This window comes from Paraburkholderia sp. BCC1886 (genome assembly GCF_900996245.1).
Taxonomy (GTDB): Bacteria; Pseudomonadota; Gammaproteobacteria; order Burkholderiales; family Burkholderiaceae; genus Paraburkholderia.
Genome location: NZ_CAAJGK010000085.1, coordinates 1 through 14,287, shown reverse-complemented (window position 1 = coordinate 14,287; position 14,287 = coordinate 1). Strand labels below are relative to the sequence as shown.

Sequence of the window (14,287 nt, the reverse complement as noted above, 5' to 3'; positions counted from 1 at the left end):
GATGGCAAAGACTCAAGGTGAAATTTCAGGCAAAAAGAAAGCAACCGGCACATCAGGCTCATCGGATTCACGAAAGCCGACCAGAAAGGTAACCGGGGCCAGTTTAGTTTCTTCCACCAGAAAATCGTCTTCCGCGAGCGTCGCAATTCATGCCGGGAAGCTGGCTTCTACCACGGCCGCTGCGCGAGCGGCGTCGGCGGAGTCAGCGAAACATGTACCACCACCGGCCAGTGAGCCGGGTGTCAAAAGCGCAAGGGAAGCGGCTGCCGCGCGGGACGATGCGGTAGTGCGCGAGACTTCAGTATCCACGGTTCGCCAGGCTGCTGTCCACCAGCCGCGAGTCGAGACTACAGCCGGTACGGCGAACTCCATGACGAAAAAGCTGAACGAAGTACCCGTCGAAGACGACGCAACCCAAAGCGAAGAGCCCGCTGCGGCCGTTCCGGCCAAGGTTGAAAAGGCTAAGGCTCGCGATCGTCGTGCGAAGGAAAAAGCCCTGCTGAAAGACGCGTTCGCGTCGTCGCAGCCTGGCACGGTCGAGGAACTCGAGGAACGTCGCTCGAAACTGCGCGCACTCATCAAGCTCGGCAAGGAACGCGGTTTCCTGACCTACGCCGAAATCAACGATCATCTGCCGGACAATTTCACCGAAACCGAGGCGATCGAAGGCATTATCAGCACGTTCAACGACATGGGCGTGGCGGTGTACGAACAGGCGCCCGATGCCGAAACGCTGCTGCTGAACGACAACGCGCCGGCCGCCTCGTCGGACGACGAAGTGGAAGAAGAAGCGGAAGTCGCGCTCTCCACGGTCGACTCCGAATTCGGCCGCACGACCGACCCGGTCCGCATGTACATGCGCGAAATGGGAACGGTCGAGTTGCTCACGCGTGAAGGCGAAATCGAAATAGCGAAGCGTATCGAAGACGGCCTGAAGCATATGGTCATGGCCATTTCCGCGTGCCCGACCACCATCGCCGATATCCTGGCCATGGCCGAGCGCGTCGCGAACGAGGAAATCCGCATCGACGAACTGGTCGACGGCCTGATCGACGCCGACGCGGAAGACGTCGACGGTTTCTCCGCGCAGGAGGCGGAAGCCATCGAGAGCGAAGACGAGGAAGTCGAGGAAGAGTCCGACGAAGAAGAGGAAGAAGACGACGGCGCGGCGCAAGCCACCGCCAACGCCGCGCAGATGGAAGCGCTCAAGCGTGCGTCGCTCGAGAAGTTCGCGATGATCAGCGAATGGTTCGACAAGATGCGTCGCGCGTTCGAGAAGGAAGGCTACAAGTCCAAGTCGTATCTGAAGGCGCAGGAAACCATCCAGAACGAGTTGATGAGCATCCGCTTCACCGCGCGTACCGTCGAGCGTCTGTGCGACACGCTGCGTGCCCAGGTGGACGAAGTGCGTCAGGTCGAGCGGCAGATTCTGCACACGGTGGTCGACAAGTGCGGCATGCCGCGCGCCGAATTCATCGCGCGTTTCCCCGGTAGCGAAACAGACCTGACGTGGGCGGACAAGATCGTCGGCGAAGGTCACGCGTATAGCGCGATCCTCACGCGTAACATTCCGGCCATCGTCGAGCAGCAGCAGCGTTTGCTCGATTTGCAGGCGCGCGTCGTGTTGCCGCTCAAGGACCTGAAAGAAACCAACCGTCAAATGGCGGCCGGCGAACTGAAGGCGCGTCAGGCCAAGCGCGAAATGACCGAGGCCAACCTGCGTCTGGTTATCTCGATCGCGAAGAAGTACACCAACCGTGGTCTGCAGTTCCTCGACCTGATTCAGGAAGGCAATATCGGCCTGATGAAGGCGGTGGACAAGTTCGAATACCGTCGCGGCTACAAGTTCTCCACGTATGCCACGTGGTGGATCCGTCAGGCGATCACGCGGTCTATCGCGGACCAGGCACGCACCATCCGGATTCCGGTTCACATGATCGAAACGATCAACAAGATGAACCGTATTTCGCGGCAGATTTTGCAGGAAACCGGTCTCGAGCCGGATCCGGCAACGCTGGCCGAAAAGATGGAAATGCCGGAAGACAAGATCCGCAAGATCATGAAGATCGCGAAGGAGCCGATCTCGATGGAAACGCCGATCGGCGACGACGACGATTCGCATCTGGGCGATTTCATCGAAGATTCGAACACGGTGGCGCCGGCCGACGCGGCGTTGCATGCCAGCATGCGCGACGTCGTGAAGGACGTGCTCGACTCGCTCACGCCGCGCGAAGCGAAGGTGTTGCGCATGCGCTTCGGTATCGAGATGAGTACGGACCACACGCTCGAAGAAGTCGGCAAACAATTCGACGTGACGCGGGAACGTATCCGTCAGATCGAGGCCAAGGCGCTGCGCAAGCTGCGTCACCCGAGCCGTTCCGACAAGCTGAAGTCGTTCCTCGAAGGCAACTGATCGACACCCGCTGAACCGGCGCTGCGGTTTGGCACCGGCAAAGAGCCTCCGGTCGTGGCGCTTAGGCGTTGCGGTTGCGGAGGCTCTTTTTTCGTGTAGTATGTCGGCCAATCAGTGATTAGGCCCGGCCTTCAGACCGGGTCTTTTTCTTGGGCCGGACGCCGTGCTGGTTGCAGGCAGCGGACTCATAATCCGCCTCCGAAAGGACACCGTCGGTTCGACTCCGACCCGGCCCACCACAAGTTTCGCCTCTCCCGTCTCAACAGCATGTGCTAGCCGCGTGCCCTCTGGCGCGCGACCGACGACCCAACCAGGTCACAGGATCGCAACGCGCCGTCTTCGCCCGATCCAGTGCCCGGCTCCGCTCCCAATCGCCTGTCGATCCTTTCGTGATTCAAGCCTCTATGTCGAGAAGACCCTCTCCCGAACAACGACGCGAACTGGGGACGTTTCTGTCGAGCCGTCGCGCCCGCCTGCAGCCTGCCGAGTTCGGCCTGCCGGAAGGCGCACGTCGCACGCCGGGCCTGCGACGCGAAGAGGTCGCCGTGCTCGCGGGCGTCAGCGTGAGCTGGTACACCTGGCTCGAGCAGGGCCGCGACATTCAACCGTCCGCCGATGCGCTGCGTAGAATTGCGGGTGTGCTCAAGCTCGATGCCGTCGAATCGGCGCATCTCTTCGCGCTGTCCTCACGCGAGTTGTCGCAGGTCGCCACCGGTACCGGCGTCAGCGACGGACTCGAACTGCTGGTCCGCTCGATCAACTTCCCGGCCTACGTGCGCAACACGCGGCTCGACATCCTCGCGTGGAACGACGCGATTGCCGACCTGTTCGTCGACTACGGGTCGCTTGAGCCGCACGAGCGCAATACGCTGCGCCTGCTGTTCCTCTACAAGCCGTACCGCACGTTGATTCTCGATTGGGAACAGATGACCCGCGGCATGATCTCCGCCTTTCGCGCCGCACGCGCGCAGGCGCCGGACAAAGCGCCCTTCGACAGTCTCATCGACGAGCTGACGGAATTGAGCCCGGAGTTTCGCGCGTGGTGGCAGGACACCGACGTCAAAGGTTTCGACGAGGGCGACAAACGGCTGCGCCATCCGGCGGGCGGCCACATCGAGTTCACCTACGTGGCGCTCACGCCGACCGGCAGACCCGACCTGTCGGTCGTGACTTACATCCCGCGAGTCTCTGGCAGGGACTCCGACTCATAGGATCACAAGACGCCTTCTTGGCCCGGTTTGATTTGCCTAAAGTGACGCCAGTGCAGCAACTTTCCCACTGTCCTTCACTTCTTCGAGGCAATCATGTCGAACCTGAACACTCCCACCACGATTGGCGCAACGTCACGTAACCCCGCCACCGGCGAGTTCATCGCGCACTACGCGTTCCAGACGGCGGACGAAGTCGAACGCCTGCTGGAAAACAACGCGGCAGCCTACCGTCTGTGGCGCGCCACGCCGATGACCGTGCGCGTCGAAACCTATCGCCGCCTCGCCGCCACGTTGCGCGAGCGCTCCGAAGCGCTGGCTTCGGTGATCACCGCCGAAATGGGCAAGACGCTCGCCGCTGCCCGCGCCGAAGTCGCAAAGTGCGCCGCGGCGATCGACTGGATTGCCGAAAACGGTCCCGCATTCCTCGCCGACGAAGCCGCGCCGGTCGATGGCGACGACGACGTCTACGTCTCGTACCTGCCCATCGGATCGATCCTCGCGGTCATGCCGTGGAACTTCCCGCTGTGGCAAGTGATTCGCGCCTCGGGCCCGATCATGCTGTCCGGCAACGGTTTCATCCTCAAGCACGCCGGCAATGTCATGGGCGCGGCCTACGCGTTGCAAGACGCTTATGAAGCCGCCGGTTTCCCGGCAGGGTTGTTCACGAATCTGAACGCCGACAACGAAACGGTGGCGCACGTGATCGAAGATTCCCGGGTCGCCGCAGTCACGCTGACGGGCAGCATGCGTGCCGGCTCGGCAGTGGCGGCGACCGCCGGCAAGGCGCTCAAGAAGACCTTGCTGGAACTGGGCGGCGCCGACGCCTTCATCGTGCTGGCCGATGCGAACATCGACCTGGCCGTCGAGGCGGCCATTGAAGCGCGCTTTCAGAACGCCGGTCAGGTCTGTCTGGCAGCGAAGCGCTTCATTCTCGAACGACCCATTGCCGAAGAATTCACGCGCAAGTTCGTCGCGGCCGCGGCGCAGATCAAGGCCGGCGATCCGCTCGATCCGTCCAGCACGATCGGCCCGATGGCGCGTCCCGATCTGCGTGACGAACTGCACGACCAGGTGCAGCGCACGATCGCGGCGGGCGCGACGCTGCTGCTCGGCGGCCGGAAGGTGGAAGGTGTCGGCAACTACTACGAGCCGACCGTCCTCGCCGATGTCGCCCCCGGCATGGCCGCGTTCGACGAAGAAACGTTCGGCCCGGTTGCCGCCATCACTGTGGCTGATAACGCCGAGCACGCAATCGAACTCGCCAACACCAGCGACTACGGCCTCGGCGGAAGCCTCTGGACGAACGATGTCGCTGCGGCCCGGCGCATAGCGCGTCGCTTCGAAACGGGTGGCGTGTTCATCAACGGATTCTCTGCCTCGAACCCGCGCATTCCGGTCGGCGGCGTGAAGAAGAGCGGTTACGGACGCGAGCTGTCGCATTTCGGTCTGCGCGAGTTCACCAATCCGCAAGCGGTGTGGGTGAAGACGGTCGACTGATCCGCGACGCCGTTAGCTGTCGATCCATCGTTCGAATCATCGAGGAAATGAAATCATGGCCACTCAATCCGTTAGCCCCGTCCTGCAGCCGGCCACCATCGGCCACCTGGAACTGAAGAACCGCATCGTGATGGCGCCGATGACGCGCAGCCGCGCCGACGACGCCGGCGTGCCGCCCGACTACGCCGCCGACTATTACGCGCAACGCGCCAACGCCGGCCTGATCATCACGGAGGCGACCAATATTTCGGCGCAAGCTCGTGGTTATCCGCGCACGCCGGGTATCTGGACCGATGAGCAGGTGGTTGCGTGGAAGCAGATCACGGACGCCGTTCATCGGCGCGAAGGGAAGATTTTTTTGCAGCTGTGGCACACCGGCCGGATGTCTCACCCCGACATGCACGACGGAGCCTTGCCGGTAGCGCCGTCCGCGATCAGGCCGCAGGGGCAGATACGCGTGCACGACGGTATGAAGGATTTCGTGACGCCGCGCGCACTCGATGCCGACGAAATCCCGGGCATCGTCGAGGATTATCGACGGGCCGCGGCGAATGCGAAGCGCGCGGGCTTCGACGGCGTCGAGATTCATTCCGCCAACAACTATCTGCTCGAACAGTTCGTTCGCGACAGCACGAATCACCGGACCGACGAATACGGCGGCTCGATCGAAAACCGGTTGCGCTTCCCGCTCGCGGTCGTCAAGGCGGTGATCGACGTGTGGGGCAGCGAGCGCGTGGGTATCCGAATTTCGCCCGTGACCACGTCGCCCGGAGAAACACCCGTCGATAGCGACACGATGTCGACTTTCGGTGCCTACCTGAGCGCTCTGTCGGAGCTTGGACTGCTGTATATCCACGACATCGAAGGCGTGACGCAGGTGAGCCGGGAGACCGGTAGCGAAGTCAGCTTCAGCGAGCTTCGCAAGCGGTTCAACGGTGCGTACATCGCAAACAATCAGTACACGTTGAGCCTTGCCGAGAAGACGCTGGCAAGCGGCGATGCCGACCTCTTCAGCATCGGACGTCCGTTCATTGCCAATCCCGATCTGGTCGACCGGTTACGCGCCGGCGCGCCTCTCGCCGAAGCGCCGAAAGAGTACTGGTATGGCGGCGATTCGACCGGGTATTCGGACTGGCCCGACATGCGTCGTTGATCCTTTACCCCCTCTGTTTTTTTCGAAACCTCTGGAGCTTTGACATGAAACCCGCAACTACCCTTCGCCGTATCGCTGCTGCCCTTACCCTCGGTGCCGCGACCCTGACCTCGCAGCTCGCCGTCGCCGCACCGGTCAAAAACGTCGTACTGGTCCACGGATACTTCGCCGACGGCTCGGGCTGGCAAGCCGTATCGAAGATACTCACCCGTGACGGCTACAAGGTCGCCGTCGTGCAGGAACCCGAAACCTCGTTCAAGGACGACGTCGATGCCACCACGCGGGTCGTCGATGCGCAGGACGGTCCCAGCATTCTCGTCGGTCACAGCTATGGCGGCGCGGTGATCACCCAGGCCGGTAACGACGCCCGTGTTGCAGGTCTCGTCTACGTATCGGCATTCGAGCCGGACGCCGGTGAAAGCCTCAAGGATCTGGTCACGCGGATGCCGCCCGCGGGCAAGTCGATCAAGGCGACCGACGACGGCCACCTGTATCTCGACCCGTCGCACTTCCGGGCCGACTTCGCCGCCGACGTGCCGGCAGCCGAGACCGCCTTCATGGCGAGTTCGCAGGTCATGCCGTCGGTTGCATCGTTCACCGCGCCCGTCACTGAGCCGGCGTGGAAATCCAGGCCGAGCTGGGCCGCCGTGGCGACCGAAGATCGAACCGTCAACCCGGACCTCGAACGCTGGATGGCAACGCGCGCGAACAGCACGACGGTCGAAGTCAGGTCGAGTCACGTCGCGTACCTGTCGCATCCCGCCGAGATTGCGAAGCTGATCGAACAGGCGGCGGCCGGCAGCGGAAAGCGGTAGTTTCATAAAAACCGCTTGACTATCTACTTATAGGTAGATAAAGTTCGGCTCATGAACACGAACACATCCGTACGCGAACAGATCCTGGACCATGCGGTCACGCAAATCATGCTGCGCGGCTACAACGGGTTTAGTTATCGCGACCTGTCCACGTTGGTGGGTGTGAAAACATCGAGTATCCATTACTACTTCCCGTCGAAAGACGATCTGGTTCTGGAAGCGGTCAATGAGTACAGCAAGTCGGTGTTCGCTGCCGTGTACGCGGTGGACGAAACCCTGCCTGCGGATGTGAAGTTGAGCAAGTACACCAAGCTGTTCGGCAAAACGTTGGGCGATGGCAACCAGATTTGCCTGTGTGGCATGCTGGCTGCGGACATCGAATCGTTGCCCGAAGAAATCCGCCTGGCCGTCAAGGCGTTCTTCAAGGCTAACGAAGAATGGCTGACTAAAGTGCTGAAGCAGGGCGCGCAGGAAGGCACCCTGGCGTTGAATGGCAAGCCTGAGAATGCAGCACGTGCGTTGTTTGCGGCTTATCAGGGTAGTGTTCTTGCCAGCCGTCTGTTTCGTACGAAGTCGCGCCTCGAAGACGTCGAGGCCACGTTGAAGATTACGAAGTAACGTCGTGTACTGGGGTGGTTTGCCACCTCTTTATTTATACCCGGTTATCTACCTGTACATAGATAGATAACCGGGTTGGTCGTAAGACCGTCGAGCTGTCGCTTTTTAAACTGTTATCTATCTAGTAGTAGATAAATTTCTCTCATACCTGAATTGGAGTTTCATCATGTCGATCGAAAAAGTTCTCTACCGTGCTCACGCTCATGCAACCGGTGGCCGCGATGGCCGCGCAGTCGTCGCCGACAGCGCGCTGGATTTCAAGTTGACGACGCCGCGTGAACTGGGCGGTGCAGGCGGCGAAGGGGCAAACCCGGAACAACTGTTCGCGGCCGGCTATAGCGCCTGTTTCCTTGGCGCGATGAAGTTCGTCGCGATGCGCGACAAGATTTCGATTCCGGCTGACGTGGCAATCGACGGTAGCGTCGGCATCGGCGCGATTCCGAATGGCTTCGGCATCGAGGTGGAATTGAAGATCTCGCTGCCGGGCATGGAGCGCGAAGCGGCGCAAGCGCTGGTCGACAAGGCGCATATCGTGTGCCCTTACTCGAATGCAACGCGCGGCAACATCGACGTCACGTTGACGTTGGTCTAAGCCATCCAACAGAACATTGCTGCCAATCCATCGAGAAACGGGGAAATACCATGAAGTCCTTCAAGCCTTTGTTAGTCGCGGCCGCCCTGGCTGCCAGCACGACCTTCGCCGCTGCCGCAACGACCGGCGCGCCGGCCAGACCGGATCGCGTGACGAGTGACTTCCTGCATGCGTTGAATAGCGGCACGGGTCCCGCAATCAATACACTGCCGCCCGCCAAAGCACGGCAAGTGTTGATCGACGCGCAGAACGGCGTCAAGGTGGACCTGTCCGGCATCGACGTCAGCACGAAAACCATCGATCAGGACGGTGTTAGCGTTGCGTTGACGATCGTGCGTCCGCAAGGTGCTTCGGGCACGTTGCCGGTCTTCATGTTCTTCCACGGCGGCGGCTGGATTCTCGGCGACTTCCAGACTCATGAGCGACTCGTTCGCGATCTGGTCGTGCAATCGGGCGCCGTGGCCGTGTTCGTGAACTACACGCCGTCGCCGGAAGCACGCTACCCCGTCGCGATCAACCAGGCGTATGCCGCGACGAAATGGGTTGCCGCGCATGGCGACGAAATCGGTGTGGATGGCAAGCGGCTGGCGGTGGTCGGCAACAGCGTCGGCGGCAATATGGCGGCGGTCGTTAGCCTGATGGCGAAAGACAGGCAGGGACCGGCCATCCGCTTCCAGGGGTTGATGTGGCCTGTCACCGACAACAACTTCGAAGACGGCTCGTACAACACGTTCCAGCAAGGCCATTTCCTGACCCGTCCGATGATGAAGTGGTTCTGGGACGCCTACACGAAAGACCCGAAACAGCGTAACGAGGTCTATGCGTCGCCGCTGCGCGCGTCTAACGACGAGTTGAAGGGCTTGCCGCCGGCGCTGATTCAGGTTGCGGAGTCCGACGTGTTGCGCGACGAAGGCGAAGCCTATGGCCGCAAGCTGGACGCAGCGGGCAACGAAGTGGCGACCGTGCGTTACGACGGCACGATTCACGACTTCGGCTTGCTGAATGCGCTCGCCGACGACGCAGCGACGAAAGCCGCGACGCGTCAGTTGGGTAACGAATTGAAGGCGCGATTGCAATAAAACTGGATGCCGAATCAGGCCAATAAGCAGGCAATCAGCAGGCGCCGCCCGTCGTGGGCGGCGCCTGCTTTTTTTCGGTTAAGTTCAGATGAGCAACTCTACCGACTGCAACACATTGCGCGTTTGCGAGGACGTCGATTCGAAGCCTTCGCGTATCGTCTCGATCAGACAGTCGATGAAGCACTCGGCCGCAGCGCTCAATGGATGCCCTTTACGCGAAATCACGCTGACCATCGCATCTTCGAGTTGCTCGCGTAGCGGAAAGACGCACAGGTTCTCGCGCACCGCGCTGACTTCGACCAGCGGCCAGGGGAACACGCTGACCATATCGGTCTTTCTGAGCAGCGAGATGGCAATCGAAAACGAATGCGTCAGATGAAGCTTTCGCGGCATGGCGACGCCATGACGCGTGAACATGTTTTCGCTTAGCGAGCCTTCGTTGGTCGGGTCCCACGTCAGGATCCAGTCCTGATCGATCAATTCGGCCAGTGAACGGGCGTCCGCTCGCGGATGCCCCGCTCGCGCCACGAGCGCACAGGTCGACGAAAACAGCGGGCGGTACTGGAAATCGACACCGGGTACACCGGGCGCCGGCCGGCCCACGAAGAAGTCCAGACTGCCGTCGCGCAGCCGCGGGTTCGCAATCGACAGCAAGCCTTCGAAGAACTCGAGCTGAACATCGGGCATGCGTGCGCAAAATCGCGTCACCGTGTCCGGCAAGAACGTAATGGCGATCCACGGCGTCACGGCAACGACGAGTTTGCCTTCGGGCGCGCCGCGCATCGTGTTCATGGCGTCCTGCGCGCGTGCCATTTGTCCGACCATGAGCCTTGCGTGCACCAGCAGCGCCCGACCGCTCTCGGTCAGCGTGACGCCCGAGGACGTACGCAGCACCAACGGCATCTGCACGCTTTCTTCGAGTTGCCGAAGACTCTTGGTGACGGCGGCGGGCGATGCATTCAGCGCACGCGCTGCGCCGCGAATCCCGCCCGCGTCGGCAATGGCGACGAGCGTGCTGAGTTGATGGAGTTTCATGCGTGTCGGTGGATTCCCATGAGTGGACCGGAATGCAGTGGCGTGTTCGCCAAAAGTTGCCACGTTCACGATTCTAGCTCTCGCTCGCCGCATTCTGGCGGGATACGGTAGGGGCTCACTCGCGATCGAACCGCTCTCCACAGGGGATTTCATGAAGCAGCTTCTTCTTTCGGCCTTATGCGGGCTCGCGCTGTTGCCCGCCGTCGTTCACGCGCAGGATCAGCAGACGATCCGTTTTGGCGTGGATCCGAGTTATCCGCCGTTCGAGTCGAAGGCGCCGGACGGGACGCTGGTCGGGTTCGATATCGATCTGGGTAACGCGATCTGCGCGAGCCTCCACGAAAAGTGCGTGTGGGTCGAACAGAATTTCGACAGCATGATTCCCGCGCTCAAGGCGCGAAAGTTCGATGCGATTCTCTCGGCGATGTCGGCAACCGCGGCGCGGCGTCAGCAAATCGACTTCAGTGACAGGCTGTACAGCAGTCCCTCGTCGCTGATCGCGCGCGCGGGATCGAAGCTGTTGCCGACCGCTCAGGCGCTCAAGGGTCAGCGGGTTGGCGTCGTGCAGGGCTCGACTCAGGAAACCTTCGCCAAGACCGAATGGGAGCCGAACGGGGTGACGGTGGTGCCGTATCAGACGCAGGACCAGATCTATGAAGATCTCACGAACGCGCGGCTCGATGCGTCTTTTCAGTCGGCCGTGCAAGCCGACTTCGGTTTTCTGAAGAAGCCGCGCGGTCAGGGTTTTGCGCTGGCCGGCGAGCCGGTCAAGGACAGCCGCGTGTCGGGTGACGTGGCCATCGGCATCCGCAAAGGCGACACGCCGCTCGCGACGAGCATCAATCAGGCGATCGTGGCGATCCGGCATGATGGGACGTATCAGAAAGTTGCCGCGAAGTATTTCAACTTCGATATCTACGGCGAGTGATTCGGGCGTACGGTGGCGGTTTATCGCAGGAGGCGGGCATGGTGGACAGTGTGAGCGAGCGGGTTGCGCGAGCGGTGACGTCGGCGACGATCGACGATTTTCGCCGCGACGGCGCGGTGGTCATCCGCCAGATCTTCACGCAGGACGAAGTCGCGCTGCTGGGCAGAGGGATCGAGAGCAATCTGAAAACGCCGAGCCCGCGCGCGAAAGTCGCGAGCCGTCCCGACGATCCAGGCTGGTTCTTCGAAGACTTCTGCAACTGGCAGGAAAACGACGCGTATCGCGACTTCATTTTCGAATCGGCGGCGCCAGCGGTGGCCGGTGCGTTGTTGGGCAGTGAGACGGTGCGGCTCTATCACGATCATCTGCTCGTGAAAGAGCCCAATACGCGGCAACGTACGCCGTGGCATCAGGATCAGCCGTATTACAACATCGTCGGCGGCGACAACGTGAGCATGTGGATTCCAGTCGATCCGGTCACGCGCGAGTCGACGCTGGAATTCGTCGCGGGTTCGCATCTCGGACCGTGGCTCATGCCGCGTACGTTCATGGACAACCAGGCGAAGTGGTTTCCCGAAGGCAGTCTCGCCGATCTGCCCGACGTCGAGGCGGATCGTGCGGCGTTTCCGATCGTGGGCTGGGACCTGCAACCCGGCGACATGGTGTGCTTCAACATGCTGACCTTGCATGCGTCCGGCGGCGTGAGCGGGCAGACGCGTCGGCGTGCTTTCTCGGTGCGTTTCGTCGGCGACGATATTCGTCATGCGCCGCGTCCGTGGCGTACGTCCCCCGACTTTCCGGGTCTTGCGGAGAGTCTGCCGGAGGGTGCGCCGCTCGATCATCCTCTGTTTCCGGTTGTCTGGCAGAACGCGTAGCGCCATACAATGACGGGTTTCTGTCTGTGAATTCCTGCGCGGCGTTCCCGCTGCGCGCAGCACTCGTCGAGGAATAGATGAAGTACGGCTTTGCACATCGCCCCGGGTTCGACCGGCTCCGCGCGCAGTTTCTGGAAGCCGCGGCGGCGGCCGGCGCGACGCTCACGTCCTGCGCGCATCCTTTGAAAGGCCCTGGTGGCGAAGCACTCGCTACCGATGTCGCGTGGCTAGGTGCGCCCGATGCGCAGCGCGTGCTCGTGTCGATTTCGGGCACACATGGCGTGGAAGGGTATTACGGCTCGGCGTGTCAGAGTTCGTGGCTGTATGAGCTCGGCGCGCGCTCGTTGCCCGAAGGCGTCGCACTGTTGATGGTGCATCTGATCAATCCGTGGGGCACGGCATGGTCGCGGCGCGTGAATGAAGACAATGTCGATCTGAATCGCAATTACGTGGACTTCAACGCGCCGCTTCCGGTGAACGCGCGGTACGAGGCAATCCACGAGATTTATACCTGCCGCGATATCGACGGTCCCGAGCGGCAACGTGCCGATCGATTGCTGGCTGCGCAATTCGAGTCGATCCGCGCGGCGGAATATCAGGCGATTGTCGGAGCGGGGCAGTACGTGCATGCCGACGGCGTTTATTTCGGCGGGACAGAAGCGACGTGGTCGAACCGGACATTACGCGCGATTGCGGAGCGCTTCCTGCAACCTGCGCAAGTGGCTATTGCATTCGATCTGCACACCGGTGCAGGCGCCTTTGGTCATCCGATGTTGATGGCGATTGCGCAGCGTCGCTATCCCGCACTCGCGGATGCAGAGGCTTTATACGGGCCGTGGCTCTATACGTTGGTGACCGGTTCCAACGCGGCTATTAGCGACACCGGTGTCGTGGCGCGTGCGGCGGGCTATACGTCGCAGGCGCTGCTCGACACGTTGAGCTCGACGCATTTGATGCAACTCGTCATCGAGTGCGGAACGTATCCCGACGCGCCGATGCATAAAGCACTACGCGACGATCACTGGTTGCATCTGTATGGCGATCCACTCGACGCTACGGGTAGAGCGATCACACAGGCGCTATTCGAATCGTTCATGCCCGCCGATGACGATTGGCGCGCGGTAGTCTGGCAGCGCACACGTCAGATCTGGGAGCGCGCACTCACCGCGTTGCCGGGCATCGAAAAAATTAATTCGTGAATAGGGTTGACCATTAGAAGATCGCCCTGCATAATTCGCCTCCCGTTAGATGACGGACGCGAAGAAAGCAGAGCTTCTGAGCGAATGATCTTTAAAAATTAACAGCCGATAAGTGTGGGCGCTTGATGCGCGATGCGCCGGCGGGCTCTTCGGGGTTTGCCGGGTAAAGCGAAAGTATCAAGTCTCACACAGTAATGAAAGGAAGGTTTGATCGTCGCAAGATGGTTGAACAATTCGTCAGTACGTTGAGTGAGCGACCGGTTTCGAAAGAGACCGAAAAACAGTAACAGGTTTGAACTGAAGAGTTTGATCCTGGCTCAGATTGAACGCTGGCGGCATGCCTTACACATGCAAGTCGAACGGCAGCACGGGGGCAACCCTGGTGGCGAGTGGCGAACGGGTGAGTAATACATCGGAACGTGTCCTGTAGTGGGGGATAGCCCGGCGAAAGCCGGATTAATACCGCATACGCTCTACGGAGGAAAGGGGGGGATCGCAAGACCTCCCGCTACAGGGGCGGCCGATGGCAGATTAGCTAGTTGGTGGGGTAAAGGCCTACCAAGGCGACGATCTGTAGCTGGTCTGAGAGGACGACCAGCCACACTGGGACTGAGACACGGCCCAGACTCCTACGGGAGGCAGCAGTGGGGAATTTTGGACAATGGGCGAAAGCCTGATCCAGCAATGCCGCGTGTGTGAAGAAGGCCTTCGGGTTGTAAAGCACTTTTGTCCGGAAAGAAAACCTTCGGGTTAATACCCTGGGGGGATGACGGTACCGGAAGAATAAGCACCGGCTAACTACGTGCCAGCAGCCGCGGTAATACGTAGGGTGCAAGCGTTAATCGGAATTACTGGGCGTAAAGCGTGCGCAG

12 protein-coding genes, 1 tRNA gene and 1 rRNA gene are annotated in these 14,287 nt (G+C 61.0%); 13 read left to right on the top strand and 1 reads right to left on the bottom strand.

Annotated elements, in window-relative coordinates:
• Position 1: 1 nt before the first annotated feature.
• From rpoD to FQ746_RS26710, 9 genes are all read left to right on the top strand, one after another.
• Positions 2-2,413 (top strand): RNA polymerase sigma factor RpoD, encoded by a 2,412-nt coding sequence (gene rpoD / locus FQ746_RS26750; protein WP_144112805.1) that lies wholly within the window; start codon positions 2-4, stop codon positions 2,411-2,413.
• 151 nt (positions 2,414-2,564) lie between these two features.
• A tRNA-Ile gene (locus tag FQ746_RS26745) sits at positions 2,565-2,652 on the top strand.
• 165 nt (positions 2,653-2,817) lie between these two features.
• Complete coding sequence (locus tag FQ746_RS26740) at positions 2,818-3,624, top strand: helix-turn-helix transcriptional regulator (protein ID WP_144112804.1); 807 nt, start codon at positions 2,818-2,820, stop codon at positions 3,622-3,624.
• 93 nt (positions 3,625-3,717) lie between these two features.
• The gene (locus FQ746_RS26735) at positions 3,718-5,121 is read left to right on the top strand and encodes an NAD-dependent succinate-semialdehyde dehydrogenase (RefSeq protein WP_144112803.1); all 1,404 of its coding nucleotides are present in this window, start codon (positions 3,718-3,720) and stop codon (positions 5,119-5,121) included.
• Positions 5,122-5,176: 55 nt separating this feature from the next.
• Positions 5,177-6,274 (top strand): alkene reductase, encoded by a 1,098-nt coding sequence (locus FQ746_RS26730; RefSeq protein ID WP_144112802.1) that lies wholly within the window; start codon positions 5,177-5,179, stop codon positions 6,272-6,274.
• 44 nt (positions 6,275-6,318) lie between these two features.
• Complete coding sequence (locus FQ746_RS26725) at positions 6,319-7,089, top strand: alpha/beta hydrolase (protein WP_144112801.1); 771 nt, start codon at positions 6,319-6,321, stop codon at positions 7,087-7,089.
• A gap of 51 nt (positions 7,090-7,140) precedes the next feature.
• Positions 7,141-7,707, top strand: a complete 567-nt coding sequence (locus FQ746_RS26720; protein WP_144112800.1) for a TetR/AcrR family transcriptional regulator — start codon at positions 7,141-7,143, stop codon at positions 7,705-7,707.
• Between the two features lie 166 nt (positions 7,708-7,873).
• On the top strand, positions 7,874-8,299 hold the full coding sequence (locus FQ746_RS26715; RefSeq protein WP_144112799.1) for an organic hydroperoxide resistance protein: 426 nt from the start codon (positions 7,874-7,876) through the stop codon (positions 8,297-8,299).
• 50 nt (positions 8,300-8,349) lie between these two features.
• Positions 8,350-9,378 (top strand): alpha/beta hydrolase, encoded by a 1,029-nt coding sequence (locus FQ746_RS26710; protein ID WP_144112798.1) that lies wholly within the window; start codon positions 8,350-8,352, stop codon positions 9,376-9,378.
• Positions 9,379-9,462: 84 nt separating this feature from the next.
• On the opposite strand, the gene FQ746_RS26705 is transcribed toward FQ746_RS26710, so the two are convergent.
• Positions 9,463-10,413, bottom strand: a complete 951-nt coding sequence (locus tag FQ746_RS26705) for a LysR substrate-binding domain-containing protein (protein WP_144112797.1) — start codon at positions 10,411-10,413, stop codon at positions 9,463-9,465.
• Between the two features lie 151 nt (positions 10,414-10,564).
• On the opposite strand from FQ746_RS26705, the gene FQ746_RS26700 reads away from it, so the two are divergent.
• The 4 genes from FQ746_RS26700 to FQ746_RS26685 all read left to right on the top strand — a co-directional run.
• Positions 10,565-11,341, top strand: coding sequence for an ABC transporter substrate-binding protein (locus tag FQ746_RS26700; RefSeq protein ID WP_144112796.1), 777 nt, complete (start codon positions 10,565-10,567; stop codon positions 11,339-11,341).
• Between the two features lie 38 nt (positions 11,342-11,379).
• Positions 11,380-12,216: a phytanoyl-CoA dioxygenase family protein gene (locus FQ746_RS26695; RefSeq protein ID WP_144112795.1), complete on the top strand. Its 837-nt coding sequence runs from the start codon at positions 11,380-11,382 to the stop codon at positions 12,214-12,216.
• A gap of 77 nt (positions 12,217-12,293) precedes the next feature.
• Positions 12,294-13,415 carry a DUF2817 domain-containing protein gene (locus FQ746_RS26690; RefSeq protein WP_144112794.1) on the top strand — a complete coding sequence of 374 codons (1,122 nt, stop codon included), beginning with the start codon at positions 12,294-12,296 and terminating at the stop codon, positions 13,413-13,415.
• A gap of 294 nt (positions 13,416-13,709) precedes the next feature.
• A 16S ribosomal RNA gene (locus FQ746_RS26685) occupies positions 13,710-14,287 on the top strand; the annotation flags it as partial.

Excerpts from the sequence above, each read along its gene's own strand:
- rpoD (WP_144112805.1), top strand. The coding sequence starts at position 2 with ATGGCAAAGACTCAAGGTGAAATTTCAGGCAAAAAGAAAGCAACCGGC.
- FQ746_RS26740 (WP_144112804.1), top strand. The coding sequence starts at position 2,818 with ATGTCGAGAAGACCCTCTCCCGAACAACGACGCGAACTGGGGACGTTT.
- FQ746_RS26735 (WP_144112803.1), top strand. The coding sequence starts at position 3,718 with ATGTCGAACCTGAACACTCCCACCACGATTGGCGCAACGTCACGTAAC.
- FQ746_RS26730 (WP_144112802.1), top strand. The coding sequence starts at position 5,177 with ATGGCCACTCAATCCGTTAGCCCCGTCCTGCAGCCGGCCACCATCGGC.
- FQ746_RS26725 (WP_144112801.1), top strand. The coding sequence starts at position 6,319 with ATGAAACCCGCAACTACCCTTCGCCGTATCGCTGCTGCCCTTACCCTC.
- FQ746_RS26720 (WP_144112800.1), top strand. The coding sequence starts at position 7,141 with ATGAACACGAACACATCCGTACGCGAACAGATCCTGGACCATGCGGTC.
- FQ746_RS26715 (WP_144112799.1), top strand. The coding sequence starts at position 7,874 with ATGTCGATCGAAAAAGTTCTCTACCGTGCTCACGCTCATGCAACCGGT.
- FQ746_RS26710 (WP_144112798.1), top strand. The coding sequence starts at position 8,350 with ATGAAGTCCTTCAAGCCTTTGTTAGTCGCGGCCGCCCTGGCTGCCAGC.
- FQ746_RS26705 (WP_144112797.1), bottom strand. The coding sequence starts at position 10,413 with ATGAAACTCCATCAACTCAGCACGCTCGTCGCCATTGCCGACGCGGGC.
- FQ746_RS26700 (WP_144112796.1), top strand. The coding sequence starts at position 10,565 with ATGAAGCAGCTTCTTCTTTCGGCCTTATGCGGGCTCGCGCTGTTGCCC.
- FQ746_RS26695 (WP_144112795.1), top strand. The coding sequence starts at position 11,380 with ATGGTGGACAGTGTGAGCGAGCGGGTTGCGCGAGCGGTGACGTCGGCG.
- FQ746_RS26690 (WP_144112794.1), top strand. The coding sequence starts at position 12,294 with ATGAAGTACGGCTTTGCACATCGCCCCGGGTTCGACCGGCTCCGCGCG.